We start from the raw sequence: 24992 nt of genomic DNA, 5'->3' as shown, positions 1-24992 counted from the left end.
ACGCCCACCGCCTATTAATTTATCCCCTCTATTTATGGTCTGTTTGACACCGCTCTTCTGCAATATATCCGCACGATGCCGGACAACGTGCGGATGAGGCAGACACGGATTGGTGGCAAACAAATAAACCGAATGCTAGATGACAGGTTGACCGAGTTCAGACTGAACGGCGTGTGCGTATTTTCTCCGGGTGCGGCGACGGGCCTTGACCGCCTCTGCCAGCATGGCAAGCAGGTGTTCACTCTCTTCCCAGCAGAGGCAGGCATCGGTCACTGACAGGCCGTATTGCAGCTCACCCAGAGGAGCCGGTTTCTGGTTTCCTCCCAGCAAGAAGCTCTCGACCATGACGGCGGCGATGGCTTGGCTCCCTTCGCTCAGCTGGCGACAGAGCTCTTTGGCGACCTTCAGCTGGTTCGTGTGCAGCTTCTGGCTGTTGCCATGGCTGCAATCCACCATCAGGCGAGGGGGGAGTCCCTGACGGGTGAGGCGGTCTGCTGCCTCCGCCACATCGCTCTGGTGGTAGTTGGGCAGGGTGCCGCCACGCAGAATGATATGGCCGTCGGGATTGCCTTCGCTCTTGATCACTACCATGCCGCCCTGGCTGCCGGGGGCGGTGAAGAGATGGGAGGCGGTACTGGCCTGGATGGCATCGATGGCGACCCGGATATTGCCGTCCGTACCGTTCTTGAATCCCACGGGGCAGGGCAGTGCGGAGGCCAATTGCCGGTGGACCTGAGACTCCGTGGTGCGTGCCCCGATGGCGCCCCAGCTGACGAGATCGGCGAGATAGAGAAAGCTGGTGGTGTCGAGGAATTCGGTGGCGGTGGCGAGCCCCAGTCCATTGATGTCGAGCAGCACCTGGCGTGCCAGATGCAATCCCCGATTGATGTCGTTGCTGCCGTCCAGGTGCGGATCGAAGACCAGCCCCTTCCAGCCCACCGTGGTGCGCGGCTTTTCAAAATAGGCGCGCATGACTATCTGAAGGCTGTCTTCATAGGCGGTGGCGAATCGTGCCAGCCGTCCGGCATAGTCCAGGGCCGCGACGGGATCATGGATGGAGCAGGGGCCAATCACGACCAGCAGGCGATCGTCTTCACCTGCCAGGATCCGGCGTGCCTGATGGCGCTGGCTGTCGATATGCCGGGCCATGTCGGCCGGACAGGGGTGCTGCGCCAGCAGCTCGGCAGGGGTGGGGAGCGCCTCTATGGCGAAGGCGCGCATGACCGAATTCAAAACTGCCATCTGAAGTTACCTTGCTGTGCATGTGTGCGATGGGGAACCCGTATGCGGCATCCCGTTGGGAGCAGACAGATTCACGGCTCATCGCAGTTGTTGAGAATGATTGTCATTATCTTGGTGTTTGTCTCAAATGCAAGTGCAATGAAATCGCCAGGCGAAGATGGGGGGAGAGAGAACGATGGCGGGGGAACCGCAGCAAAAGCAGGCCGCTTCCCCGAGGGAAGAAACCCGCCAGTCACAAGATAAAGAGGGGATCAGCTGTCCATCACGGCGTGCCTCTCCTGATGGTAAGCGTCTTCATCCTTGCCGCTGCGCCAGTAAGGGACTGCGTAGACCCGCTGGCGCTCGGCATCCAGGGCGCGTCTGACGTGGCGGCGCAGCGGCACGACCAGGCTCTCTTCCCCGCCAAACCAGAAATAGCTCCCCTCAGCGACCATAGGCTGGGCGGTGAAATGCGCCACCAGGGCCGCGGCCTGTTCCGGATTACCCACGAACCAGCGCAGGTCGACGCCGGCCGGCAGCGACAGATCCTGCACGTCGTCCTGATGGGGGACCAGCAGGGCGATATGGCCGCTGGCATGGGCTGGCATCACTTCCACCATGGCGCTGATGGCGGGCAGGGCGGTGAGATCCCCCGCCATGTAATAGTGCTCGGCCGTTTGCAGCATGGGGTCGGGGCCGCCCGGGCCCGAGATGGCGAGCCTGTCACCCGGTTTGGCGTGCAGGGCGAAACGACTGGCGGGGCCGGCCTCGCCGTGCAGGGCGAAGTCGATGTCGAGCTCCAGCGCCTCCCGGCGAAACGCACGTATGGTGAAGGTGCGAATGACGGGTTTCTGGGCGGGATCGAGCCAGCGAGGCCCCTTGTCGGTGGGGGTGGGCAACACTATCTCGCGCTGATCCGGTCGGGGCAGCATGATCTTGACATGAGCACCGCCACAGCTGAAGGGGTAGTCCACAAGCTCGGGGCTGGTCAGGCAGATTCGGCGCAGGTGCGGGCTCACATCCTGAACATGCTTGACGGTGAGCAGGCGGGGGCGATTGGCCGGGGCGGGTTGAGACATGGGCATACTCCTGGCTGATGATGGCGCCCATTCTTGATGAAATGAAAATTATTATCAATTGGTTTGTGGGCAGAATGGGTCGCGATTGACCTCCTCTGGATGTCCATCGCGATACCACACTCTCTGCCTGGGTCAGGTTCGATCGCTTCCCCCCAGCGCCCGATAGATGCCTGCCATGTTGTTGAGCTGGGTCTGCTGCTGTGCCAGCAGGGCGAGCTCGGCATCCCACAGGCGGTTCTGCTCATCCAGCCAGGGTTGCACCCCAGTGGCACCGGCCAGGAAACGGGCGCCTGCCAGCCTCTCGGCCTCCCGGGCATAGGCCCTCTGCTGCTCCAGATAGCGCAGCCGCTGATCCCCTTGCTGACGGGCTGCCAGGCCATCCTCCACTTCCAGCAGCGCGGTATAGAGCTGCTTGCGAAACTCGGTTTCGGCAATCTGGTAGTCGATGTCGGCGCTGGCAATGGAGAGCCGGGTCTTGTTGTACTCGAGGAAAGGGAGCGCCAGCGTGGCGCCCAGGGTGCCGACCGGATTTTGCAGCACCTGGGTCAGGGTATCCGAGGTGGTGCTGGCACCGCCGGTCAGGCTCAGGGTGGGATAAAAGCCGGTGCGGATCTCGTCTCCCCTCGCAAGGGTCTTGCGCAGCCTGAGTTCGGCGGCGCGCACATCGGGCCGCCGGGCCAGCACATCGGCGGGGATGCCGGCCGCCAGGGACGGGATCGGGCCCATGATCAGGGCGTCGGGAGCGTCAGCGAGCGGCCCGCTGCTGCGGCCCAGCAGCAGGCGAAGAGCATTGCCAGCCTGTGTCCGCTGCTGGGTGAGGGTGGCGAGCTCCGCCTGCTTGCCTGCCTTCTGCTGGCTGGCCTGTACCAGATCGAGTCGGGTCACGGCGCCCGCCTCGTATTTGGCACGAGTCAGGCGCTCAATGCGTTCCAGATTGGCCAGTTGCTGGGTGCCCAGGGTAATGGCCGAGCCGAGGTAGGCCAGTTGCCAGTATTGCTCCAGGGTCTTGCCGATGAGCAGCAACCGGGTGGCGGCCAGATCCTGTTCGCTGGCTTGTGCCTCCCAGCTCGCCTGATCCCTTGCCGCGGCCAGTCTGCCCCAGAGATCCACCTCGTAGCTGAGGTTGAGGGAGGGGCCCAGGTTGCTGCTGGCGCTGCCATCTTTCATGTTCTTGGTGCCGCTGGCCCCGAGATTGGCGCTGACAGAGGGGGTGAGGTTGGTGTCAGCCAGATCGGCGCCGAGCAGGGCGTTCTTGAGCTTGAGCCCGGCCACCCGCATGTCCGGGTTGGCGGCCAGCACCGCCTCGACCAGGCGATCGAGCGCGGGATCCTGGAATCCCTGCCACCAGGGGCCAGCCTGCTGCGCGGTGAGACCCCGGCTCTCCTGCTGCCATGCTGGCGCCACGTCGAGATCGGGTCTGTGATAGGTGCTCTGCTGGCTGCAGGCACCGAGGCTGGCGGTGAGCATCAGGCTTAGCCCGAGCCTTGATAGGTTGTGCATCGTCATTCCCTCGCCAGTGCCTCCACCGGATCGAGCCTGGCCGCATTGCGGGCGGGCAGGTAACCAAACAGGATCCCGATGAGGGAGGAGCACCCGAAGGCCATCAGGATGGAGAAGAGCGAGAAGCGCATCTGGAAGCTTTCCACGAGCAGGGAGAAGAGAGCGCCGATGAGCAGGGCGAGGCCGATACCGAGCAGTCCCCCCAGCAGGCTGACCATCACCGCCTCGATGAGGAACTGTTGCAGTATGTCGGACTGGCGGGCGCCGACGGCGATGCGGATCCCTATCTCCCGGGTGCGCTCCACCACCGAGACCAGCATGATGTTCATCACTCCGACGCCGCCGACGATGAGGGAGATCACCGCGATGGCGGAGACCAGCAGTGTCAGGGTGGCGGTGGTCTTCTCCACCGATTTGACGATGCTGTCGCTGCTGAAGGTGAAGAAGTCCTTCACGCCGTGGCGCTGGGTCAGCAGGGCGACTGCCGCCTGCTCGGCCAGGGCGGGCTGGACGCCGTCCTTGACCCGGATGGTGATCTGGGTGAAGTGCTGCTGGGAGAGGAGACGGCTCATGACGGCGCTGTAGGGGAGCCAGACATTGACCGACTGGCTGCTGCGGCCAAAGCCGGTCTCCTGGGTGACCACCCCCACGATGCGCACCGGCAGGGTGCCGACCAGCACCACCTGGCCGACCGGGTCCACCTTGCCAAGCAGGCTCTCTATGGTCTTGCCATCCACCACGGCGACTGCCGTCCGGTTTCGAATGTCCCGCTCATCGAGCAGACGCCCCTGGGTGAGCGTCATCCCCTTGACCCGGAAAAAGTCGTTGCCGACCCCGATCACGCTGCCGCTGCTGGTCTTGTTGCGATAGCGAAGCTGGCCCGACGTCGCTATCTGGGGGCTGGCCCCCTCCAGATAGGGCTGGCCGAGCAGCGCGTCGAGATCCCGCTCGTTCAGGGTCTGGATGCTGGCGGCCTTCTCGTCTCCCCAGTCCTTGCCGGGGAAGATGTCGATGGTGTTGGTGCCCATGGCGTTGATGTCGTCGATCACCTTGGCGCGCGCCCCCTGACCCAGCGCCACCACGCTGACCACGGCGGCGATGCCGATGATGATGCCGAGCATGGTGAGGAAGGTGCGCATGCGATGGGCCAGCATGGCGTGCAGGGCCATGCGCCCCGCCTCCCGGTAGCGATCCCAGCCCCGGCTTGCGGTGCGGACGGCGGCGCCTGTGGCCTGTGCATCTTGCCCGACAGAGGGAGCGGCCAGCTGGCTGCCGTCACCTGGCAGCGGGTGGGCTGGCGCCCCGGATGGGGAGGCTGCGTTGTCATCGGTCGCCCGATGGCCGCTGTCCTCCACTACCCGCCCGTCACGCAGGGTGATGATGCGATCCGCATGGCTTGCCACCGCCATGTCGTGGGTCACCAGAATGATGGTGTGGCCCTGGGCGTGCAGCTCCTTGAGGATGGCCATCACCTCTTTGCCGCTCTGGCTGTCGAGAGCGCCGGTGGGTTCGTCCGCCAGGATCACCTCGCCGCCGTTGGCGAGCGCCCGGGCAATACTGACCCGCTGCTGCTGACCGCCGGAGAGCTGGCCGGGTCTGTGGTGGCTGCGATCCTGCAGTCCCAGGCGGGTCAGCAAGGTGCGGGCACGGGCCTGGCGATCAAGGCGGGCGGTGCCGGCATAGATGGCGGGGATCTCCACGTTGGCGGCCGCGTCCAGATGGGGCAGCAGGTGATAGCGCTGGAAGATGAAGCCGAAGTGGTGGCAGCGCAGCCGTGCCAGGGAGAGGGCATCCAGGGTCGCGGTATCCTGGCCGCGAAACAGATACTGGCCGCCGCTCGGGCGATCGAGGCAGCCCAGCAGGTTCATCAGGGTCGATTTGCCGGAGCCGGAGGCGCCGACGATGGCCACCATCTCCCCGGCATCGATGGCGAGATCCAGCGGGTGCAGCACGGTCACTTCGTGCTCTCCGCTCTGGTAGCGCCGCTCGATGCCCTTGAGACGGATCAGGGGCTCGCTCACGGCTCCATCTCCCCTTCATCGTGCAGGGCCGGCTTGCCCTGCTCCAGGATCACCTTCTCCTGCTCGGTCAGGCCGCTCACCACCTCAATCTTGATGTCATCCTTCATGCCGGTCTTGATGCGGCGGGTCTCTCTCTGATCCCCCGCCTTGAGCAGGCTGACCTCGTACTCGTTGTCGCCAGTCTTCTTGCCGAGGGCGGTCTGGGGAATGGCCAGTACCTGCTTGCGCTCGCCGAGCACGATGGTGACCTGGGTCGTCATGGCGACCCTCAACTGATGGCCGGGGTTGGGCACATCGAACAGGGCATAGTAGTAGATGGCCGCATTGTTGGTGGCCGTGGTGCTGGCCGTCTGCTCATTGATGTTGGTGGGTGCCAGCTCGACCGTGCGAAGGGTACCGTGGTAGCGAGTATCCGGATCCCCTATCAGGGTGAAATAGACCGGCATGCCCGCCTTGACACGGGTGACGTCCGCTTCGGAGATCTGGGCCTTGACCGTCATGGTGTCGAGATTGGCGAGCTTGAGCAGGGTCGGTACCGTCTGGCTGGCGGCCAGGGTCTGCCCCTGCCGGGTGACGATGGAGACGACGGTACCATCCATGGGGGCCTGAATGCGGTTGTAGCCGAGCTCTGTCTTGGCGCGCTCCACCTTGATGATGGCGTTGTCGATGTCGGCCTGGGCGCTTTGCAGCTCGGCCCGGGTGACGGCAAGCTGGGCTTCGGCGCTCTCCAGATCCGCACGAGAGCTCGCTTCCTGCCGAAACATCTGCTGCTGGCGGCGCCAGGCAAGCTCGTTCTGTTTGAGCTGTGCCTGCTTGATCTTGAGCTGGGCGCGGCGGCTGGCCAGCTCCGCCTCGGCGGTCTTGAGGTTGTTCTGGGCGATCAGGGGATCGATCTCCGCCAGCAGCTCTCCTTGTTTGACCTGTTGACCCGCTTCCACCGCGAGATAGGTGACCTGACCCGAGACCTGAGCCCCCACATCCACCTGCTCGATGGCCTGCAGTACGCCACTGGCGAGCACCGTCTGCTCCACATCCTGTCGGGTAACCGTTGCGGTCAGTACCGGGTCCGGTGTGTTGCCTGGCCAGGCCAGCCAGGTGACGAGAGGGATCAGCACAAGGGCGAGCAGGGCGAGCTTGCCGGGTTTTCGAAGAGCTTTCATTTATCACCTGAACGAAACGAGCGAAGGCGTGCAAGGGCCATATCGTGCAGCAAATGGCCCTCAAAAAGAAGCGAGCAATGTGTAAGAAATCGTGTGGTTCTGGCGGTGACGCAGTGGAGGAGGTCAAGCTGGGGGAGGGTGACGGCGGGGCGTCAGAAACAAGAAGACCCGCTCAGGGAGCGGGTCTTGTGGTGTCAACCGACGGCTTTGAGCAAGGCGGCGTGAGGCTCGTGGCAGATCTGGATATCGAGGGGCAGTTTGTAGAGGAGCAGGCGGGCCAGCGAGCCCTCCATCCAGTGATGACGGCTGCCGACCAGCAAGAGGTCGGCGGGGTGGGCGGCCAGCCAGCGCTGGAGATCCGGCACCACGTCATCCACCACCAGACACTGGTAATCCACCGGATGAGACAGCTGGGTGATGAGTTCACTGATGATCGCCTTGGCATCCAGGGTGCCCTGGGCGCTGCGCTCCTCTTGTGACAGGGACAGACTATTGCGACGGGTCTTGCTGCTGTGGGTCAGGTGCAACAAGGTCAGGTTGGCGCCCAGCCCTTGTGCCAGACGGCTCGCCTTGGCCAGTGTCTCCTGCTCGTAATCCTTGCCTTCCAGCAACAGCACAATATTGGTCGGGCTCATAAGCAGTTCTCCTTGGCAGGTGCGGGTCAGACGGCGGAAGCGCGCTCCCATCCTCCCTTCCCGCGAAATGTCAGCTCAAACGAACCCGGTGTGTTTGCATCAAGCGTCACCTTCTGTCGATGGCAACTGAAGGTACCGAGTCCGTTTACATCATCATAACAGACTGAGTTGAATGGAAAATGAAGGAGTGGGCCCGTTCGATATGCGAATGAGTGCAACGAAGATGAGTGGCGTCCTGACCATGACGATGGAAGCCCGACTGGGTGATGACCAGGCTGACAGACTCAGACTGAGCATCAAGACACGTGCCGCGGATTAGCCAGGGCAGTCCCTCGTTCTTGCTTGCGGCGCACGGCATCGGCCAACCAGGCCGACGCCGTCGGCAAGAGGTTTCAGCTAGCCACCGCGATGATGACTCGGCCAATCTGAAAGGGCCGACATGGACGGGAGGGCATCCCGTCCGCCCCGTGGTCAGCTTGCGAGCAACTCACGGGCATTGGCCAGGGTGTTGTCGGTGATCTGATCGCCCCCCAACAGGCGGGCCAGTTCGTTGAGCCGGGCGCCCGGGGTGAGCGCCTGCATCTGGGTTTCCGTTGTCTTGCCGTCGGTGTGTTTGCTCACCACCATGTGCTGGTGACCCTTGCCTGCCACCTGGGGCAGGTGGGTGACCACCATCACCTGGGTGGATTCGCCGAGCTGGCGCAACAGGCGGCCCACCACGGCGGCGGTCGGGCCGCTGATCCCCACATCCACTTCGTCGAAGATAAGGGTCGGGGTTGAGATCTTGCGTGCACTGATCACCACGATGGCGAGGCTGATACGCGACAGCTCGCCGCCGGAAGCCACCTTGCCAAGGGGTTGGATGGGCTGACCCGGGTTGGTGGTGACCATGAACTCCACCCGATCGATGCCAAGGGGCGAGAGGCTGCTCTGGGCATCGGGTCGCACTTCGATGGCGAAGCGGCCATCGGGCATCGCCAGTTCGTGCATGCTGGCGCTTACCTTGGCGCCCAGCTCCTCGGCATAGCGCTGGCGGCTCTGGCTCAGGGCCTCGGCGGCCTGCACGAAGGCCTGGCGGGCCGAGGCCAGCTCGTCCTCCATCCCCTCGAGGCGTTCCTCGTCGGAGTTGAGGCGGGCCAGATCGGCGGCCAGCTCCTGATGGTAGTGGGCCAGCTCCGCCGGTTTGACATGGTGCTTGCGTGCCAGGTTGATGGCCTTGGAGAGGCGGCTCTCCAGCTCGTTGAAGCGCTCTGGATCCAGTTCCAGCCGGTCGAGATAGCTGCGCAGCTCGCTGTGGCTCTCCTGTACGCCGATCAGGGCTTCGTTGAGCATGCCGAGCACGTTGCCAAGCCGGCTGTCCATGCCGACCAGGGTCTCGGCTCTGTCCACCGCCGTCTGCAGCAGACCGGCGATGGTGGTCTCTTCATTGTCATAGAGCAGATCGAGGCAATACCCGCACTCCTGCATCAGCTCGGTGCCATTGGCGAGCCGCTGATGCTCCTCTTCAATCTCTTCAAACTCCCCCGGCTGAAGGGCAAATTCGTCCAGCTCCTGCACCTGGTATTCGATGAGTTGACGGCGGGCTTCCCGCTGCTGCTGCTCGGCCTTGAGCCGGTTGAGCTCGTTTTGCAACTGGCGCCACTGCTGGTAGTGGCGGCGTACATCGTCGAGGAGCAGATGATGACCGGCGTAGCCGTCCAGCAGGGCGAGCTGGTAATCGGGTTTGAGCAGCATCTGGTGAGCGTGCTGACCGTGGACATTGACCAGCAGTTGACCCAGGTTCCTGAGCTGGGCGAGGGGGACGGGAACCCCGTTGATATAGCTGCGAGAGCGCCCCTCGGCGGACAGTACCCGCCGGACGATGCACTCACCGTCATTTTCAAGCTCGTTGGTGGCGAGCCAGGCCCGGGCGGCAGGATTACCCTCCAGCAGGAAGCGGGCACTCACCTCGGTCTTGTCGCTGCCCGGGCGCACCATGCTGGCTTCGGCGCGCTCCCCCAGGCACAGCCCCAGAGCATCGATGGCGATGGATTTGCCCGCCCCGGTCTCCCCGGTGATGCAGGTCATCCCCGGTTGCAGATCGAGCTCGAGAAACTTGACGATGGCGAAGTTGTTGACGGTCAGCTGGGTCAGCATGGTCTCATCCTGTATGGGTCAACATTACTGTGTATGCATCCAGTATATACTGGTCTTATATACAGTAAAGTGGGCAGGGAGGATTTTTGCGAAACAGGGGGAGGGCAAGGATGTCAAGGCCGCGGCATGGGTGTGACGCCGATCAGATGGCCTGCAAATCAACCTGCGTACCTGGCATGGGCTGAGGCGATGCGAGAAGCCACCTTGAGGGGCTCTCTTGTGGTGAGTGGCTGGCTGAGACACACTCGAAACAGTCCTGGTTGAGCCTGGGCAGTGTACAGACCTCTTCGCAAGGATGCGTCACGATGATCCATACCCCGACCCTGCTGCTGATCTCCCTGGCAATCAACCTGATGTCGGGGCTGATCATGCTGTTCATCCACTCCCTGAAGCCGGGTCGAGGCAACTTTCTGTACTGGTCCCTCTCCGCTTTTCTCTTCTCCCTCTCCATCCTGCTGCTCAGTCTGGGGGTGTTGGGCGGCCATCCGGCGCTGGGCATCCGGGTCGGCGGCCTGGTCTCGCTCATGAGCATCCTGCTGTTGCTCGCCGGTTTTTGTGCGCTTTACGAGCGCGCATGGCATCCCCGTGCCGTGGGGGGAGGTGTGGCGGTGTTGCTGCTCTATCTGGGATTGTCCAGCCTCGCCCCCGTGCGCATTGTGCTGGCTCTGATGGAGTCGATGTTGTACCTGTGGTGCGCCTGCCTCATCGTCTCTCTCGGCCGGCAACAGAAGCGGGTGCTCCATGTGGTGGCGCTCATTTACCTGCTGCATTTCACCATCCTGCTGAGTCAGGGGTGGCTGCTCTTGCTGGGAGCTGAAGGGCGGATGGGAGACGGAGGCTGGCTCGATCTCATCTTCTTCATGCACATTGTGCTGACCATCGGCTCGGTGTTGCTGCTGCCTCTGGTGGCCTATGTGGAGACGGAGGAGGCATTGCTGGCGCTCTCGGAGCGGGATCCCCTCACCGGGGTGCTCAATCGGCGCGGCCTCTTCAGGCACGGAGAGGGTACTACGCCTGGCCAGACGCGCTGCGTGGTGGTCCTGGACATCGATCACTTCAAGCGGGTCAACGACCAGTTTGGTCACGGCTGCGGGGATGAGGTCATTCGCTATGTGGCCGGGGTGCTGGTGGCCGAGGTACGCAAGGATGATCTGGTGGGGCGCATCGGTGGCGAGGAGTTTGCCATCATCATGGGGGGCGTGAGCGGCCAGATGGCCCGCGACATCTGTGACCGGATCCGCCGCCAGATAGAGACGGGCTCCCGGCAGGGGGCCTGCCTGCCGTGCGAGGGGGTTACGGTGAGCATGGGGGTCGTGTGCGCCAGTGCCGAGGCTGACCTGGCACTGATACTGACCAAAGCCGATGCTGCCATGTACCGGGTGAAGGAAGCGGGGAGAAACGGGGTGCATCTGGCATTCGAGCCGGCACTGCCTCGGCTGGTCGAAAGCAGCGAGGGGTAGACCCTCGCCACCGGTGGTGCCTGGCTAGAAGAGCTTGCTGCCCCAACCGAGCTTGTTGCGCAGCACGTGGAAGTAGCTGTAATCCAGCGGATGCACCAGATGAAGCTTGTGGCTGCTCTTCTTGATGAGGATCTCGTCCCCCGGGTGGACCGCCAGGGTGACCTGGCCGTCGCAGCTCACCTGCATGGCGTCGTCCTGGTTGTCCGGCGAGACCAGCAGCCGCACTTCGCTGTCCGCATCCAGCACGATGGGGCGGCTGCTCAGGGTGTGCGGGAACATGGGTACCAGCGTGATGGCGTTGAGTTTGGGGGTGAGAATGGCGCCCCCTGCCGACAGGGAGTAGGCGGTGGAGCCGGTGGGTGTCGCCACTATGATGCCGTCCGAGCGCTGGCTGTACATGAAGCTGCCGTCGATGTAGACCTCGAACTCGATCATGTGGGCGATCTTGCCCGGGTGAAGAACCGCCTCGTTGACCGCGAGGTTGCTCGACTTGCGCTCCCCGTGGCGATAGACGGCGGCCTCCAGCAGGAAGCGATGCTCGCTTTTGAAGTGACCCGAGAGCACCTGCTCCAGGGGCAGCAGATAATCCTGGGGCGAGAGATCGGTCAGGAAGCCGAGGTTGCCCCGGTTCACCCCGATCACCGCCACATCGAACCGTGACAGCACCCGGGCGGCCCCCAGCATGTTGCCGTCACCGCCGACGACGATGGCGAGATCCGCCTGCTCGCCGAGCTGCACCAGATCCATCACGTTCTCCCCGAGCAGCCCCAGGGTATGGGCCACCCGGCTCTCCAGCAGCACGCGAAAGCCGCGGCTGGTCAGGTACTGATACAGGCCGGTCAGGGTCTGGTTGGCCCCCTCGTGATTGGGCTTGCCGATGAGGGCAACGGTTTTGAACGGAGAATCCATAGGTTATCGGGTCTGGGAGAGTCTTGGGGGGAGTATACCGCGCTTTACCGGGGATTTGTCTGCCTCCGTGGCGGTTGGTGCAATCGGCCCCGAAAAGGGGCTGCCTGGCACGCGGATGGGCGCCATTGTGCCCGATCTGCCCTTTTCCCCTTGAAAGCCGGGGCTGTGTCCCCATAATAGCGCCAACAGAGGGTCTGCTGGCGCGTGTCGCTTGTCTGAACGCCAGCCACCCTCACACGCAACCCCTGAATATTGGAGATGTCATGAGCCACGAAGAACAAAAGGTTGAAGCGATGGAGCAAGTGGAAGCCCAGCCAGTCGAGCCGACCGATGTAGACAGTGAAGTGACAGCCGAGCAGGCCCGCATCGCCGAGCTGGAGGCCCAGCTGGAGGCGGCCCAGCAGGCTTCCCTGGAAGAGCGGGAGCGCGCCATTCGCGCCGTCGCCGAGATGGAGAACCTGCGTCGCCGTGCCGCTCAGGACGTGGAGAAAGCCCACAAGTTTGCACTGGAGAAGTTCGCCGCAGAGCTCTTGCCGGTGCTGGACAACCTGGAGCGCGCCATCGAGCTGGCGGACAAGGAGAACGACACCCTCAAGCCGATGATTGAAGGGGTCGAGCTAACCCTGAAATCCATGCAGAGCGGCGTGGCCAAGTTCGGCCTGGTGGCGCTGGACCCGACCAACCAGCCGTTCGACCCGAATGCCCACCAGGCCATGAGCATGGTGCCCAGTGCCGACGTGGCGCCGAACACCGTGATCGCCGTGATGCAGAAGGGCTACGAGCTCAATGGCCGCGTCATCCGCCCGGCCATGGTGATGGTGTCCAAGTCCGCTGACTGATCGCGCTGTTCTCACCAAGCCCGCCGCTTGGCGGGCTTTTTGTTGGATGTGGCGCCAAAAAAACCTGTCTGGCGTCATTTGGCTGTCAGGTGGCCTGTATGCAGGTTTTTTCAGGGCCGGACTTGAAGCGCCGACTTGAGACCCCATATAGGTTGCAAGGCCACGGCGGCACAAAAAATTTGATGCCGGGAGCTTGAAAGCCACAGTGGCAGGCCCCACCTAGCCGTTAACGTATCAAGGCGAGCCCCTCGCCAGTTTATTCAAAGTATTTGGAGATTCGTCAAATGGGTAAAATCATCGGTATTGACCTGGGTACTACCAACTCCTGCGTCGCTATTCTGGATGGCGACCATGCTCGCGTGATCGAGAACGCGGAAGGCGACCGTACTACTCCGTCCATCATTGCCTATGCCGATGACGGCGAAATCCTGGTTGGTCAGCCGGCCAAGCGCCAAGCCATCACCAACCCGAAGAACACGCTGTTCGCCATCAAGCGTCTGATCGGCCGTCGTTTCGAAGATGACGAAGTACAACGTGACCTGAAAATCATGCCGTACGCCATCGCCAAGGCCGACAACGGTGACGCCTGGGTTGAAGTGAAAGGCAAGAAGATGGCACCGCCGCAGATCTCTGCCGAAGTGCTGAAAAAGATGAAGAAGACCGCCGAGGACTACCTGGGCGAGCCGGTGACCGAAGCCGTCATCACCGTACCGGCCTACTTCAACGACGCCCAGCGTCAGGCCACCAAGGATGCCGGTCGCATCGCCGGTCTGGATGTAAAACGCATCATCAACGAACCGACTGCCGCGGCTTTCGCCTACGGCGTCAACAAGGTCAAGGGTGAGCGCAAGGTTGCCGTATACGACCTGGGTGGCGGTACCTTCGATATCTCCATCATCGAGATCGACGAAGTCGAAGGGGAGACCACCTTCGAAGTGCTGGCAACCAACGGTAACACCCACCTGGGTGGTGAAGACTTCGACAACCGCGTCATCAACTACCTGGTTGACGAGTTCAAGCGCGAGCAGGGCATTGACCTGCGCAACGACCAGCTGGCCTTGCAGCGTCTGAAAGATGCCGCCGAAAAAGCCAAGATCGAGCTCTCTTCTGCCCAGCAGACCGACGTGAACCTGCCGTACATCACAGCAGATGCCACCGGTCCGAAGCACATGAACATCAAGGTGACCCGCGCCAAGCTGGAATCCCTGGTGGAAGACATGGTGAAAGACTCCCTGGAGCCGGTTCGTGTCGCCCTGAAAGACTCCGGTCTGGCGGTTGGCGAGATCGACGACGTCATCCTGGTGGGCGGTCAGACCCGTATGCCGCTGGTTCAGAAGACCGTGGCCGACTTCTTCGGCAAAGAGCCGCGCAAAGACGTCAACCCGGACGAAGCCGTGGCCATGGGTGCTGCCATCCAGGGTGCCGTACTGTCCGGTGACAAGACCGACGTACTGCTGCTGGACGTGACTCCGCTCTCCCTGGGGATCGAGACCATGGGCAGCGTGATGACCGCGCTCATCGAGAAGAACACCACCATTCCGACCAAGAAGTCCCAGGTGTTCTCCACCGCCGAAGACAACCAGTCTGCCGTGACCATTCACGTGCTGCAAGGTGAGCGCAAGCGCGCCAGCGACAACAAGTCCCTGGGCCAGTTCAACCTGGAAGGCATCCGCCCGGCACCGCGCGGTCTGCCGCAGATCGAAGTGACCTTCGACATCGACGCCAACGGCATCCTGCACGTCTCCGCGAAAGACAAGGAGACCAACAAGGAGCAGAAGATCACCATCCAGGCCTCTTCCGGTCTGTCTGATGACGAGATCGAACGCATGGTACGCGAAGCCGAAGCCAACGCGGCCGAGGACAAGAAGTTCGAAGAGCTGGTGCAGGCCCGCAACCAGGCTGACGGTCTGGTCCACTCCGTGCGCAAGCAGGTCACCGAAGCCGGTGAAGCTCTGCCTGCCGACGAGAAGACCAAGATCGAGACTGCCCTGAGCGAGCTGGAATCCGCCATCAAGGGTGACGACAAGGCTGCCATCGAAGCCAAGCAGCAAGCGCTGCTGGAAGCGTCCCAGAAGCTGATGGAAATTGCCCAGCAGCAGGCTCAGGCGCAAGGCGCCGCCGGTGCTGACGCCGGTCAGTCCTCCTCTTCTGCCAAGGCTGACGACGACGTGGTCGACGCCGAGTTCGAAGAAGTGAAAGACGACAAGAAATAAGCCCGACCCGGATGGGCGAAGTCCGCTTCGCCCATCGGCTCAGAATCTGTTCACGGTCTCTCGCGAGAGGCCGTCAGCAAGGTAAAGAGCAGCGCAGGAACCGGAGCGTATAGATATACGTGAGGATTCCGAGCAGCACATGAGCCTTGATCACGGCTTCGTAGTAAGAGTGTGAGCAGATTCGTCAATGAATTTACGGGCGTTGGGTAACCAACGCCCGTCTGCGTAACTGCTGATATAGCAACAGGATGAGTATGTCGAAGCGCGATTTCTACGAAGTGCTCGGGGTGTCGAAAGGTGCCGACGAGCGCGAGATCAAGAAGGCGTACAAGCGTCTGGCCATGAAGTATCACCCGGATCGCAACCAAGGTGATGCCGGGGCTGAAGAGAAGTTCAAAGAGGTCAAGGAAGCCTACGAGGTCCTGACCGACGAGAACCTGCGTGCCCGTTATGACCAGTACGGTCATGCCGGGGTGGATCCGAGCCAGGGTGGCGGCCACGGCGGCTTTGGTGGTGGTGCCGATTTCGGCGACATCTTCGGCGACGTGTTTGGCGACATCTTCGGTGGTCGCGGGGGCGGTCGTCGCGGCCCGGCCCGTGGCGCCGATCTGCGCTACAACATGGAGCTGACGCTGGAAGAGGCGGTGCGCGGGGTCTCCAAGGAGATCAAGATCCCGACCCAGGTCCACTGCGAAGTGTGCAACGGCTCCGGTGCCCATACCGGAAGCCAGGCCCAGACCTGCCCCACCTGCCACGGCTCCGGCCAGGTGCAGATGCGCCAGGGCTTCTTCGCGGTGCAGCAGCCCTGCCCCCACTGTCACGGTCGCGGCAAGATCATCAAGGATCCGTGCCGCAAGTGCCATGGGGAAGGGCGCTATCAGAAGACCAAGACCCTGTCGGTCAAGATCCCGGCCGGGGTCGATACCGGGGATCGCATCCGTCTCTCCGGCGAAGGGGAAGCGGGGGAAACCGGCGCATCGGCGGGGGATCTGTACGTACAGGTTCATGTGCGCGAGCACGAGATCTTCGTCCGTGACGGCAACGACCTCTACTGCGAAGTGCCCATCAGCTTCACCACGGCTGCGCTGGGCGGGGAGATTGAAGTGCCGACCCTGGATGGCCGGGTCAAGCTCAAGGTGACCCCGGAGACCCAGACCGGCAAGCTGTTCCGCCTGCGGGGCAAGGGCGTCAAGTCCGTGCGCTCCGGCCAGGTGGGGGATCTGATGTGCAAGGTGGTGATCGAGACTCCGGTCAAGCTGACCGAGACCCAGAAAGATCTGCTGCGCCAGCTGGACGACTCCTTCAGCGGCGCCGCTGCCAAGACCCACAAGCCGAAATCCGAAGGCTTCTTCGAAGGGGTGAAACGCTTCTTCGACGACCTGACCAAATAAACGCGACCCGCGTTACCCAAGCCGGCACGGATGTGCCGGCTTTTTTTTGCCCGCCATCTGGCCTGGATCCCCCCTTATTGAGTGGATCCCGATGAGGGATCCTCCTCACAACTTCCGCCAATTCCTCCTGTACAAATGTTATCCCGCTCACACTCTTGCTGAAACGGTTTAGCTGGCATGTTGAGTCAGCTAAAGCGGTTTAGCTATCCTCTGCTCGTCAACAACAACAGAGCCCGGACGGGCGACAGAAGACAGGTGAGGACGATGACGATGTTCAAGAGCAAGTTGGCGCTGGCCGTGGCGCTGGGATTGGGAATGAGCAGCCCGCTGTGGGCGGCGGATGGTGGTATCGAGGCTCGTCTGGCGGCGCTGGAGGCGCGGGTGCAGGCAGCCGAGGCGCGCGCCACCGCTGCCGAAGCGCGGGCCGATGAGGCCCAGAGCAAGGCAAACGAAGCCCGCGAGACGGCCGTGGTGGCCAAGGCCCAGAGCGAGAAGGTGGACAAGCAGACCGCCGGGGCCCAGGGCTTCGAGTTCCACGGCTATGCCCGCTCGGGCCTGCTGGTGAACGGCAACGGCAATGGTGGCCGCGGCGGCCCCTACATCACCCCGGCCGGCTCGGTGGGCGGCGCCGTGGGTCGCCTTGGCAACGAGGATGACACCTACATGGAGGCCAACCTGCTGAAGACCCAGACCTTCGACGATGGCAGCTGGGCCCGCTACAAGCTGATGCTGGCGGACGGGGTGGAGACCAGCAACGACTGGACCGCCAGCGATTCCAGCCTCAACACCCGCCAGGTGTTTGCCGAAATCGGCGATCTGGCGAGCTTCAGCGGTCCTTTCCAGCACTCGGTGCTCTGGGCGGGCAAGCGCTTTGACCGGGACAACTTCGACATCCACTGGCTCGACTCGGACGTGGTCTTCCTGGCCGGTACCGGCGGCGGCGTCTACGACGTGCAGCTGGCCGACAGCTGGAAGGCGAACTTCTCCCTCTACGGGCGCGACTACGGCGACATCAGCGCGAGCGGTCTCTCCGACATCGAGAGCTACATCCTCACCATGAACAACCGCGTTGGCAACTGGCAGTGGATGCTGAACGGCCTCTCCGCCAAGGACAACGAGGCGCGCATCAACGACGGCGGCGCGGGCAGCGAAGCGGCGAACAAGGGGGCCCACACCCTGGTGGCCTACCACGCCGACAGCTTCTTTGGCATCAACCCCGGTTTCTCCAAGGCGGCGGTGCTGTATGGCCACGGTCTGGGTGCCGAGCTCAAGGGGCTGGGCTCCGACAGCGAGCTGCTGCCGGATGCCGATGCGGTGCGGGTCGCCGTGTTTGGCGCCACCGATCTTGCGCCCCGCTGGCGTGTGGCCCCGGCCCTGCTGGCCGAGCACAGCCAGGATCGTTACGTGAAAGGGGACGAGTACCGCTGGGTGACCCTCAATGGCCGCCTGGCCCAGGTGCTGAGCCAGAACGTCGAGCTGGTCTACGAGGCGACCTGGCAGTACATGGACCTCGATCCCAAGGGCTACAAGGGTCGTCAGGCGGTGAGCGGCGATTTCACCAAGCTCACCTTCGCGCCGACTTTCAAGGCGCAGACCGCCGGCTTCTTCGAGCGGCCCGAGCTTCGGGTGTTCGCCACCTGGATGGACTGGTCCTCCGAGCTCGACAACTACGCCAGCTCCGATGCCATGGGTCAGAGCAACTTCACCGCCGGGGGCGAGTGGAACTTTGGCGTGCAGATGGAAACCTGGTTCTAGTTCGTTATCCCGATCACAAAAATGGCAGGCGGCCCCGGGATCTGTTGGTTAGCTAAAACGGTTTAGCTGATAATGCGGACCCAGAACCCGGGGCTGACCCCGGCAAATCCTGTGCAGCAGTGGAGTAGCAACAAGGTGACGAATCGTGTGTGGGTAATGGGGGATGCGGTAGTGGACTTGATCCCGGAAGGGGAGCAGCACTACCTCAAGTGTCCGGGTGGCGCACCGGCCAACGTGGCGGTGGGCGTTGCCCGGCTCGGCGGGGAGTCGGCCTTCATTGGCCGGGTCGGCGCGGATCCCTTCGGCCGCTTCATGGGGGAGACCCTGGCCAGGGAGGGGGTCGACATTCGCCACCTGATCCAGGATCCGGCCCATCGCACCAGCACGGTGCTGGTGGATCTCGATGAGGCAGGGGAGCGCAGTTTCACCTTCATGGTGCGCCCGAGCGCCGATCAGTTCCTGAGCCCCGCCGATCTGCCGATTTTCCAGGCCGGGCAGTGGCTGCTGACCTGCTCCATTGCGCTTGCCAACGAGCCGGTGCGCAGCAGTTGCCTGCAAGCCATGGCGACCATCCGGGCCGTCGGGGGGCGGGTCTGCTTCGACCCCAACCTGAGGCCAGAGGTGTGGGGCAACCCGGCCGAGATGCTGCCCGTGGTGCGCGAGGCCATGGCCCTCGCAGACGTGGTCAAGCTCTCGGTGGAGGAGCTGCAACTGCTGAGCGGTCTGGACGATCTGGCGGCGGGGCTTGCCACTCTTTCAGGCCCGGCACTGGTGCTGGTGACCCGGGGGGCGGGGGGCGTGGTGGCCCGTCTGGGTGGCGAGTTGCTGGAGTGGGTGGGGCCCAAAGTGACGCCACTCGATACCACGGGGGCGGGGGACGCCTTCGTCGCCGGGCTGCTGGCGGCCTTGGCCGAACGGACCTCGCTGCCGACGCTGGCCGAGCTGCCCGCCATTCTGGCTCAGGCCCACGGCTGCGGGGCGCTCGCCACCACCGCCAAGGGGGCGATGACGGCACTGCCCACCCGCACCCGGCTGGATGAATTTTTGCGATCAGGCGCAGACGGCTGTTGATCTGCGGCTAGAAGCCCGGCTCGACAGCCCCTACTCTCATGTGACAAGGGCCCGCCAGCGTGGCGGGTCATAAGAGGAAGAATATGAATATCAGTGCGATAGCCCAGGATCTGGTGCCCCTGCTCGGGGGCAAGGAGAACATCGTCAGCGCCGCCCACTGCGCCACCCGGCTGCGGCTGGTGCTGGCGGACGACAGCAAGGTGAACAAGGCCGCCATCGACAAGCTGGAGGGGGTCAAGGGGTGCTTCAGCAACGCCGGCCAGATCCAGGTCATTTTCGGCACCGGCCTGGTCAACAAAGTCTATGCGGAGTTCGTCACCCTGACCGGGACCGGCACCGCCAGCAAGGCGGAGCTGACCGACATGGCGACGGCCAAGCTCAACGTGGCCCAGCGTCTGGCGCGGACCCTCTCCAACATCTTCGTGCCCATCATTCCGGCCATCGTCGCCTCCGGCCTGCTGATGGGGCTGCTCGGCATGGTGCGCACCTACGGCTGGGTCAACGCCGACAGCGCCCTGTTCGTCATGCTCGACATGTTCAGCTCGGCAGCCTTCATCATCCTGCCGATCCTCATCGGTTTTACGGCGGCGCGCGAATTCGGCGGCAACCCCTATCTGGGGGCGACGCTCGGCGGCATTCTCACCCACCCGGCCCTGACCAATGCCTGGGGCGTGGCCGGTGGCTTCAAGACCATGGACTTCTTCGGCCTGGATGTCGCCATGATCGGCTACCAGGGCACTGTCTTCCCGGTGCTCTTGGCGGTCTGGTTCATGTCCCACCTGGAGAAGCAGCTGAGAAGGCGCATCCCTGACGCCCTGGATCTCATCCTCACCCCGTTTTTGACCGTCATCATCACCGGCTTCGTGGCGCTGCTTTTCATCGGCCCCGCCGGGCGGGTGCTGGGGGATGGCATCTCGTTCGGTCTGAGCGCCCTCTATGAGCAGGCAGGCTGGCTGGCGGGTCTGGTGTTTGGCGGGACTTATTCCCTTATCGTCATCACCGGCATCCACCACAGCTTCCACGCCATCGAGGCGGGGCTGCTGGCTAACCCTGCCATCGGCGTCAACTTCCTGCTGCCCATCTGGGCCATGGCCAACGTGGCCCAGGGTGGGGCTTGTCTGGCGGTCTACTTCAAGACCCGCGATGTGAAGATCAAGGCCATCACGGTGCCGGCGGCCATGTCCTGCCTGCTCGGCATCACCGAGGCGGCGATCTTCGGGGTCAACCTGCGCTACATCAAGCCCTTCCTGGCCGGTCTGTTCGGCGGGGCCTGCGGCGGCGCCTACGTGGTGGCGGCCAAGGTCGGCATGACGGCGGTGGGCCTGACCGGCATCCCGGGCATGGCCATCGTCCAGCCCATGAGCCTCATCCACTACGTCATCGGTCTGGTGATCGCCTTTGGCGCCGCTTTCGCCGCCTCCTACCTGCTCAAGTACAAGGTGGAGTGATGAAGGAAAGCCATCTCCTGAACCAGGTTGTCCGGTCCCTGCTGGCCGGACAGCTCAAGGCGGCGGCCGATCCCCATCGGCCCCGCTGGCATCTGGCAGCCCCGGTGGGGCTGCTCAACGATCCCAACGGCTTCATCGAGCACGGCGGGCGCTACCATCTTTTCTACCAGTGGAACCCGCTCGGTTGCGAGCACCGCAACAAGGGCTGGGGGCATGTCACCTCCACCGATCTGCTGCACTGGCAGCACGAGCCGGTGGCGCTGCTGCCCACCGAGGCCTATGAGAGCCACGGCTGCTATTCGGGCTCGGCGGTGAGCGATGAGCAGGGGCGTCTGACCCTCATCTATACCGGCAACGTCAAATACCCGGACGGCAGCCGCACCGCCTACCAGTGTCTGGCCCGTGCCGACGGTGAGGGGGGCTTCGAGAAGCTGGGACCCGTGCTGGACCTGCCCGCAGGCTACAGCGGCCATGTGCGCGACCCCAAGGTGTGGCACGACGGTCGGCAGTGGCTGATGGTGCTGGGGGCCCGCACCCTGGACGATCGGGGTGAGGTGCTGCTCTATCGCTGTGACACCCTGGATGCCTGGACGCTGGTGGGGCCCATCGCCGGCAGCGGGCGCGGTGGTCTCGGGGAGTTTGGCTACATGTGGGAGTGTCCGGACCTGTTCCCCCTGGGAGATCGCCATGTGCTGATCAGCTGCCCGCAGGGGATTGCCCCCCGGGGAGAGGATTATCGCAACCTCTACCAGTGCGGCTGGCTGGCGGGTGACTTCGACGGCGAGTATTTCGCCCACGGGGCTTTCCATGAACTGGACCGGGGCTTCGAGTTCTATGCCCCCCAGACTACCCAGGACAGCCAGGGGCGTCGCCTGCTGTTCGGCTGGCTGGGCTTGCCGGAGGAGAACGAGATGAGCCAGCCCACTCTCGAGCACGGCTGGATCCACCAGATGAGCTGCCCGCGGGAGCTGTTCTGGCAGGATGAGTGGCTCTGCCAGCGGCCGGTGGCGGAGCTCGCGGCATTGAAGGGGGAGCAGACCCGCTTCGAGGGGGCGCCGGATGAGCTGCCTGCCCTGGCCATCGACTCGGCCTGGCTCGATCTGGCGCTGTGCGGTGAAGGGCGCCTCGGGTTCGGGGCCGTGGTCGAGCTGGTGTGGCAGCCTGGGCGTCTTGTCCTGCGGCGCCAGAACTGGCAGAGCGGGGAGTGGGAGGAGCGAAGCGCCCCCTGGCTTGGGGGCAAGATCACCGTCTTGTGTGACCGCTCCAGCCTGGAGTGCTTCGTCGATGGCGGGCGCCAGAGCTTGTCGACCCGTTACTTCCCCGGCGAAAACCCAGTACTTTCCGCACGTTGCGGTGGTGATTGCAGCAAAATTTGCCTCGATCACTGGCCGCTGGCGACCTGCCTAGTACAATAGCCCGGTCTCAGTGTGCCGGGAGGTCAGGTGGAGAAGAATAAACGGATCACGATTGCCCAGATAGCCACGCTTGCGGGGGTCTCCAAGGCCACCGCCAGCCTGGTGCTCAACGGCAAGAGTGCGGAATACCGCATCGCCGACGATACCCGCAAGCGGATCCAGGCGGTGGCGGACGAGTGCCACTATCAGCCGAGCATCCATGCTCGCTCCCTGCGGGAGGTGCGCAGCTACACCTGGGGGCTGGTGATCCCCGACCTCACCAATTTCGGCTTCGCCAGCATCGCCCGTGCCCTGGAGGCCCGCTGTCGGGAGGCGGGGATCCAGCTGCTCATCGCCTGCTCCGAGGATGACCCCACCCTGGAGCAGCGGGTGGTGGACAACCTCATCAGCCGTCAGGTGGATGGCCTCATCGTCGCCTCCAGCGGCCACAGTGACGACATCTATGCCCGCATCCACGACCGCTTGCCGGTGGTGCAGCTCGACCGCCACATCGGTGAGTCGCGCCTGCCCATGGTGATCTCGGACGCCTGCAAGGCCACCGCCGAGCTGGTGCAGGATATGGCCGAGGATTGTGGGGAGGAGATCTACTACTTCGGCGGTCTGCTGGATCTCTCCCCCAGCCGCCACCGGCTGGCGGGTTACGAGCTCGGATTGCACAGGGCCGGGCTGGAGGCCACTTCAGACCGGGTCCGCCACCGTGACTACCAGCCGAGCTCGGGTTATCAGCTGATGTCTGAGCTGGTGGACGAACTCGGAGCACCGCCGAAGGGGCTTTTTACCGCCTCTTTCACCCTGCTGGAGGGGGTGCTGCGCTACCTCAACGAGGCGGAACTGATGGAGACCGGCATGCGCCTCTGTACGTTCGACGATCACGATCTGCTCGACTGCATCCCCATGCGCATCGATTCCGTGGCCCAGGATTGCCCGGCCCTGGCCCGGGCCGCCTTCGAGATGATGCAGCAACTCATCGCGGGCAATCCCCCTGCCCAGACCGCCCAGGTCATTAACCCCAGGGTGCGCTGGCGCAGCCGCCGCTAGGCACACGGCTTCCCTTTCCTGTGAAAAGCCCCGCCGGATCCGGCGGGGCTTTTTGTGCTGCGCCTGGTATGAGGGCATCAATCGGTGATGCTGGCCCGCCAGAAGATCTGCTTGATGTGAGGGTGCTCCCCGAGTGTGTTCATCAGGGCATCGAGCTTGGTGCCATCGATGGCGGTGGCGAGCCGCGCCGCCGAGATCTCGAGATCCTGATCGCCGAAGGGGGTGATGTCGAGTTCGCTCAGGGGGTAGTGGGCCTGCTCCAGCATCTGCTCGAGCCAGGGCAGTACCTCCTTCTGGTGAGCGCGGCCGATGAGAGCGGTCACGTGATAGGTCACTTCGGTGTCCATGTTGTCCACCGGATCACGGTTTATCTGGTTGACCAGGGGACGCAGCAGGGTGTTGGCGGCCAGCACGAAGAGGGCGCCGAGGATGGCCTCCAGGGCGAACCCGGCGCCGCAGGCGGCCCCGACCGCGGCCACGCCCCATAGGGTGGCCGCTGTGTTGATGCCCCGGATGTTGCCGGACTCGCGCATGATGACGCCAGCGCCGAGAAAACCGATGCCGGAGACGATGTAGGCCACCACGTGGACGACCCCGTAACTGCCGCCATGCAGGTCATAGATGCGCTGGGCCAGGTTGACGAACAGGGCCGCCCCCACGGCGACCAGCACGTTGGTGCGAAGACCGGCGGTGCGCTGGCGGTACTGGCGCTCGAGGCCGACCAGGCTGCCCAGCACGAAGGCGAGCAGCAGGCTGGCCAGGGTGTCGAGCAGGGCGAGAAAATCGAGTTGTTGCCACATTCTCATGAAGGGTCTCCTCCTGGGGATGCCGACCAGCCTGCTCCCCCGGGTTGTGTGAGAGATGGGGGGCAAGGTCGACATCGTGGTGAATGCAAGGGCGCGACCCGCCTCCTGACGGGGCGGGATGGCGCAGAACAGGGTACAGGCCCTTCACGGTTGCCCGGGAAGGACCTCGCCTCATTCGAGGGTCAATGCCTGGTGGTGGCGTCGTCCCCGGCGCGGGGGCGCAGTTCCCAGCGTACCGGGTGGACAGCCCCGACCTGGTGGATGAACTGCACCAGATAGCGGCGCTGGGGCGGCGTGCAGTAGAGGCTCAGCACCAGCACGCGGCCTTCACCGCGCCCGGGCTGCATGGACTGCATAGGCCTGAGTCCGGCCGGTTGCAGGGTGTGGCTCACCGCCGCCAGCACCTGCTCCATGTCGGCTCTGTCTTCGCAGCGGATGTGCAGCTGATAGAGGTGCTGACGCCGTCTGCCACGTTGCCAGAGTGGTCGCAGGCCCCGTCCCAGTCTGCTCAGCAGGGAAGGGGATTTGTCAGCGACAGGGTTGTTTGAAATCAAGCGCATAGCAGCCTCCTTTTGGGAAGCAGAAACTATGCAGGCAAGGTGTCGGGGGATGAGTCCGCGTCACCTGACGTCAAGTGTGAAAAGCGGGGAAAAGAGGGATCCACTTCTCGCAGGGTGGCGAGTCGCGGCAGAGAATAACCTGCGGCTAGCTCGCGACCAGGGTGCCGACGACGAGGGTCGGCGTGCGTCTGTCACTTGATGAGTTGCCCACCGATGGTCTCCGCTAGTGATAAAGAGGCGACATGGTAGCCGATACGGCGGCCTGGGTAAACCCCGAGCCCTTGAAAGCAACATATTGAAACATAATAAAAAAGAGATGAAAGCGCCGGTAAAGG

19 protein-coding genes are annotated in these 24992 nt (G+C 63.6%); 9 read left to right on the top strand and 10 right to left on the bottom strand.

The features are described from left to right. Positions 1-135: 135 nt before the first annotated feature. The 7 genes from AB5Y93_RS17420 to recN all read right to left on the bottom strand — a co-directional run bounded on the left by AB5Y93_RS17420 (position 136) and on the right by recN (position 9752). Positions 136-1242, bottom strand: coding sequence for a 3-deoxy-7-phosphoheptulonate synthase (locus AB5Y93_RS17420; protein ID WP_368229938.1), 1107 nt, complete (start codon positions 1240-1242; stop codon positions 136-138). A 251-nt stretch (positions 1243-1493) separates the two neighbouring features. Continuing rightward, positions 1494-2300: a siderophore-interacting protein gene (locus AB5Y93_RS17415; protein WP_368229937.1), complete on the bottom strand. Its 807-nt coding sequence runs from the start codon at positions 2298-2300 to the stop codon at positions 1494-1496. Positions 2301-2432: 132 nt separating this feature from the next. Further along, positions 2433-3806, bottom strand: coding sequence for an efflux transporter outer membrane subunit (locus AB5Y93_RS17410; protein WP_368229936.1), 1374 nt, complete (start codon positions 3804-3806; stop codon positions 2433-2435). Beyond that, positions 3803-5821, bottom strand: coding sequence for a MacB family efflux pump subunit (locus AB5Y93_RS17405; protein WP_368229935.1), 2019 nt, complete (start codon positions 5819-5821; stop codon positions 3803-3805). Before AB5Y93_RS17405 ends, AB5Y93_RS17410 begins: the two co-directional genes overlap by 4 nt. Next, positions 5818-6981 carry an efflux RND transporter periplasmic adaptor subunit gene (locus AB5Y93_RS17400; RefSeq protein WP_113069947.1) on the bottom strand — a complete coding sequence of 388 codons (1164 nt, stop codon included), beginning with the start codon at positions 6979-6981 and terminating at the stop codon, positions 5818-5820. The genes AB5Y93_RS17405 and AB5Y93_RS17400 overlap by 4 nt, the downstream gene beginning before the upstream one ends. Before the next feature lie 194 nt (positions 6982-7175). Then, on the bottom strand, positions 7176-7616 hold the full coding sequence (locus tag AB5Y93_RS17395; protein WP_042864170.1) for a universal stress protein: 441 nt from the start codon (positions 7614-7616) through the stop codon (positions 7176-7178). Positions 7617-8087: 471 nt separating this feature from the next. Further along, on the bottom strand, positions 8088-9752 hold the full coding sequence (gene recN / locus AB5Y93_RS17390; RefSeq protein ID WP_041213253.1) for a DNA repair protein RecN: 1665 nt from the start codon (positions 9750-9752) through the stop codon (positions 8088-8090). A 305-nt stretch (positions 9753-10057) separates the two neighbouring features. On the opposite strand from recN, the gene AB5Y93_RS17385 reads away from it, so the two are divergent. After that, positions 10058-11212 carry a GGDEF domain-containing protein gene (locus tag AB5Y93_RS17385; protein WP_368229934.1) on the top strand — a complete coding sequence of 385 codons (1155 nt, stop codon included), beginning with the start codon at positions 10058-10060 and terminating at the stop codon, positions 11210-11212. A gap of 24 nt (positions 11213-11236) precedes the next feature. Here AB5Y93_RS17385 and nadK read toward each other — a convergent pair whose 3' ends face one another. Next, positions 11237-12121 (bottom strand): NAD(+) kinase, encoded by an 885-nt coding sequence (gene nadK / locus AB5Y93_RS17380; protein ID WP_368229933.1) that lies wholly within the window; start codon positions 12119-12121, stop codon positions 11237-11239. Positions 12122-12384: 263 nt separating this feature from the next. Between nadK and grpE the strand changes: the two genes are divergently transcribed. The 8 genes from grpE to AB5Y93_RS17340 all read left to right on the top strand — a co-directional run bounded on the left by grpE (position 12385) and on the right by AB5Y93_RS17340 (position 23291). Next, positions 12385-12960, top strand: a complete 576-nt coding sequence (gene grpE / locus AB5Y93_RS17375) for a nucleotide exchange factor GrpE (protein ID WP_029314044.1) — start codon at positions 12385-12387, stop codon at positions 12958-12960. Between the two features lie 284 nt (positions 12961-13244). Then, positions 13245-15173, top strand: a complete 1929-nt coding sequence (gene dnaK, locus AB5Y93_RS17370; RefSeq protein WP_010673646.1) for a molecular chaperone DnaK — start codon at positions 13245-13247, stop codon at positions 15171-15173. Between the two features lie 254 nt (positions 15174-15427). Next, positions 15428-16564, top strand: coding sequence for a molecular chaperone DnaJ (gene dnaJ, locus AB5Y93_RS17365; protein ID WP_010673647.1), 1137 nt, complete (start codon positions 15428-15430; stop codon positions 16562-16564). A 264-nt stretch (positions 16565-16828) separates the two neighbouring features. Next, entirely contained in the window at positions 16829-18319 is a 1491-nt protein-coding gene (locus AB5Y93_RS17360) for a carbohydrate porin (RefSeq protein WP_080944225.1), read from the top strand. Positions 18320-18430: 111 nt separating this feature from the next. Then, positions 18431-19390, top strand: a complete 960-nt coding sequence (locus AB5Y93_RS17355) for an aminoimidazole riboside kinase (RefSeq protein WP_368229952.1) — start codon at positions 18431-18433, stop codon at positions 19388-19390. Positions 19391-19473: 83 nt separating this feature from the next. Further along, positions 19474-20838 carry a sucrose-specific PTS transporter subunit IIBC gene (locus AB5Y93_RS17350; RefSeq protein WP_324032435.1) on the top strand — a complete coding sequence of 455 codons (1365 nt, stop codon included), beginning with the start codon at positions 19474-19476 and terminating at the stop codon, positions 20836-20838. Continuing rightward, on the top strand, positions 20838-22253 hold the full coding sequence (locus AB5Y93_RS17345) for a glycoside hydrolase family 32 protein (protein ID WP_368229932.1): 1416 nt from the start codon (positions 20838-20840) through the stop codon (positions 22251-22253). Before AB5Y93_RS17350 ends, AB5Y93_RS17345 begins: the two co-directional genes overlap by 1 nt. Positions 22254-22280: 27 nt before the next feature. Next, positions 22281-23291: a substrate-binding domain-containing protein gene (locus AB5Y93_RS17340; protein ID WP_368229931.1), complete on the top strand. Its 1011-nt coding sequence runs from the start codon at positions 22281-22283 to the stop codon at positions 23289-23291. A 77-nt stretch (positions 23292-23368) separates the two neighbouring features. On the opposite strand, the gene AB5Y93_RS17335 is transcribed toward AB5Y93_RS17340, so the two are convergent. Both AB5Y93_RS17335 and AB5Y93_RS17330 read right to left on the bottom strand, forming a co-directional pair. After that, complete coding sequence (locus AB5Y93_RS17335; RefSeq protein ID WP_368229930.1) at positions 23369-24097, bottom strand: MgtC/SapB family protein; 729 nt, start codon at positions 24095-24097, stop codon at positions 23369-23371. Between the two features lie 182 nt (positions 24098-24279). Continuing rightward, positions 24280-24657 carry a hypothetical protein gene (locus AB5Y93_RS17330; RefSeq protein WP_368229929.1) on the bottom strand — a complete coding sequence of 126 codons (378 nt, stop codon included), beginning with the start codon at positions 24655-24657 and terminating at the stop codon, positions 24280-24282. Positions 24658-24992 lie beyond the last annotated feature (335 nt).

The sequence above is a fragment of the Aeromonas sp. R10-1 genome (genome assembly GCF_040908465.1).
Lineage (GTDB): Bacteria > Pseudomonadota > Gammaproteobacteria > Enterobacterales > Aeromonadaceae > Aeromonas > Aeromonas caviae.
The sequence above is the reverse complement of the archived record's forward strand: the minus strand, read 5'-3'. Positions and strand labels throughout refer to the sequence as shown.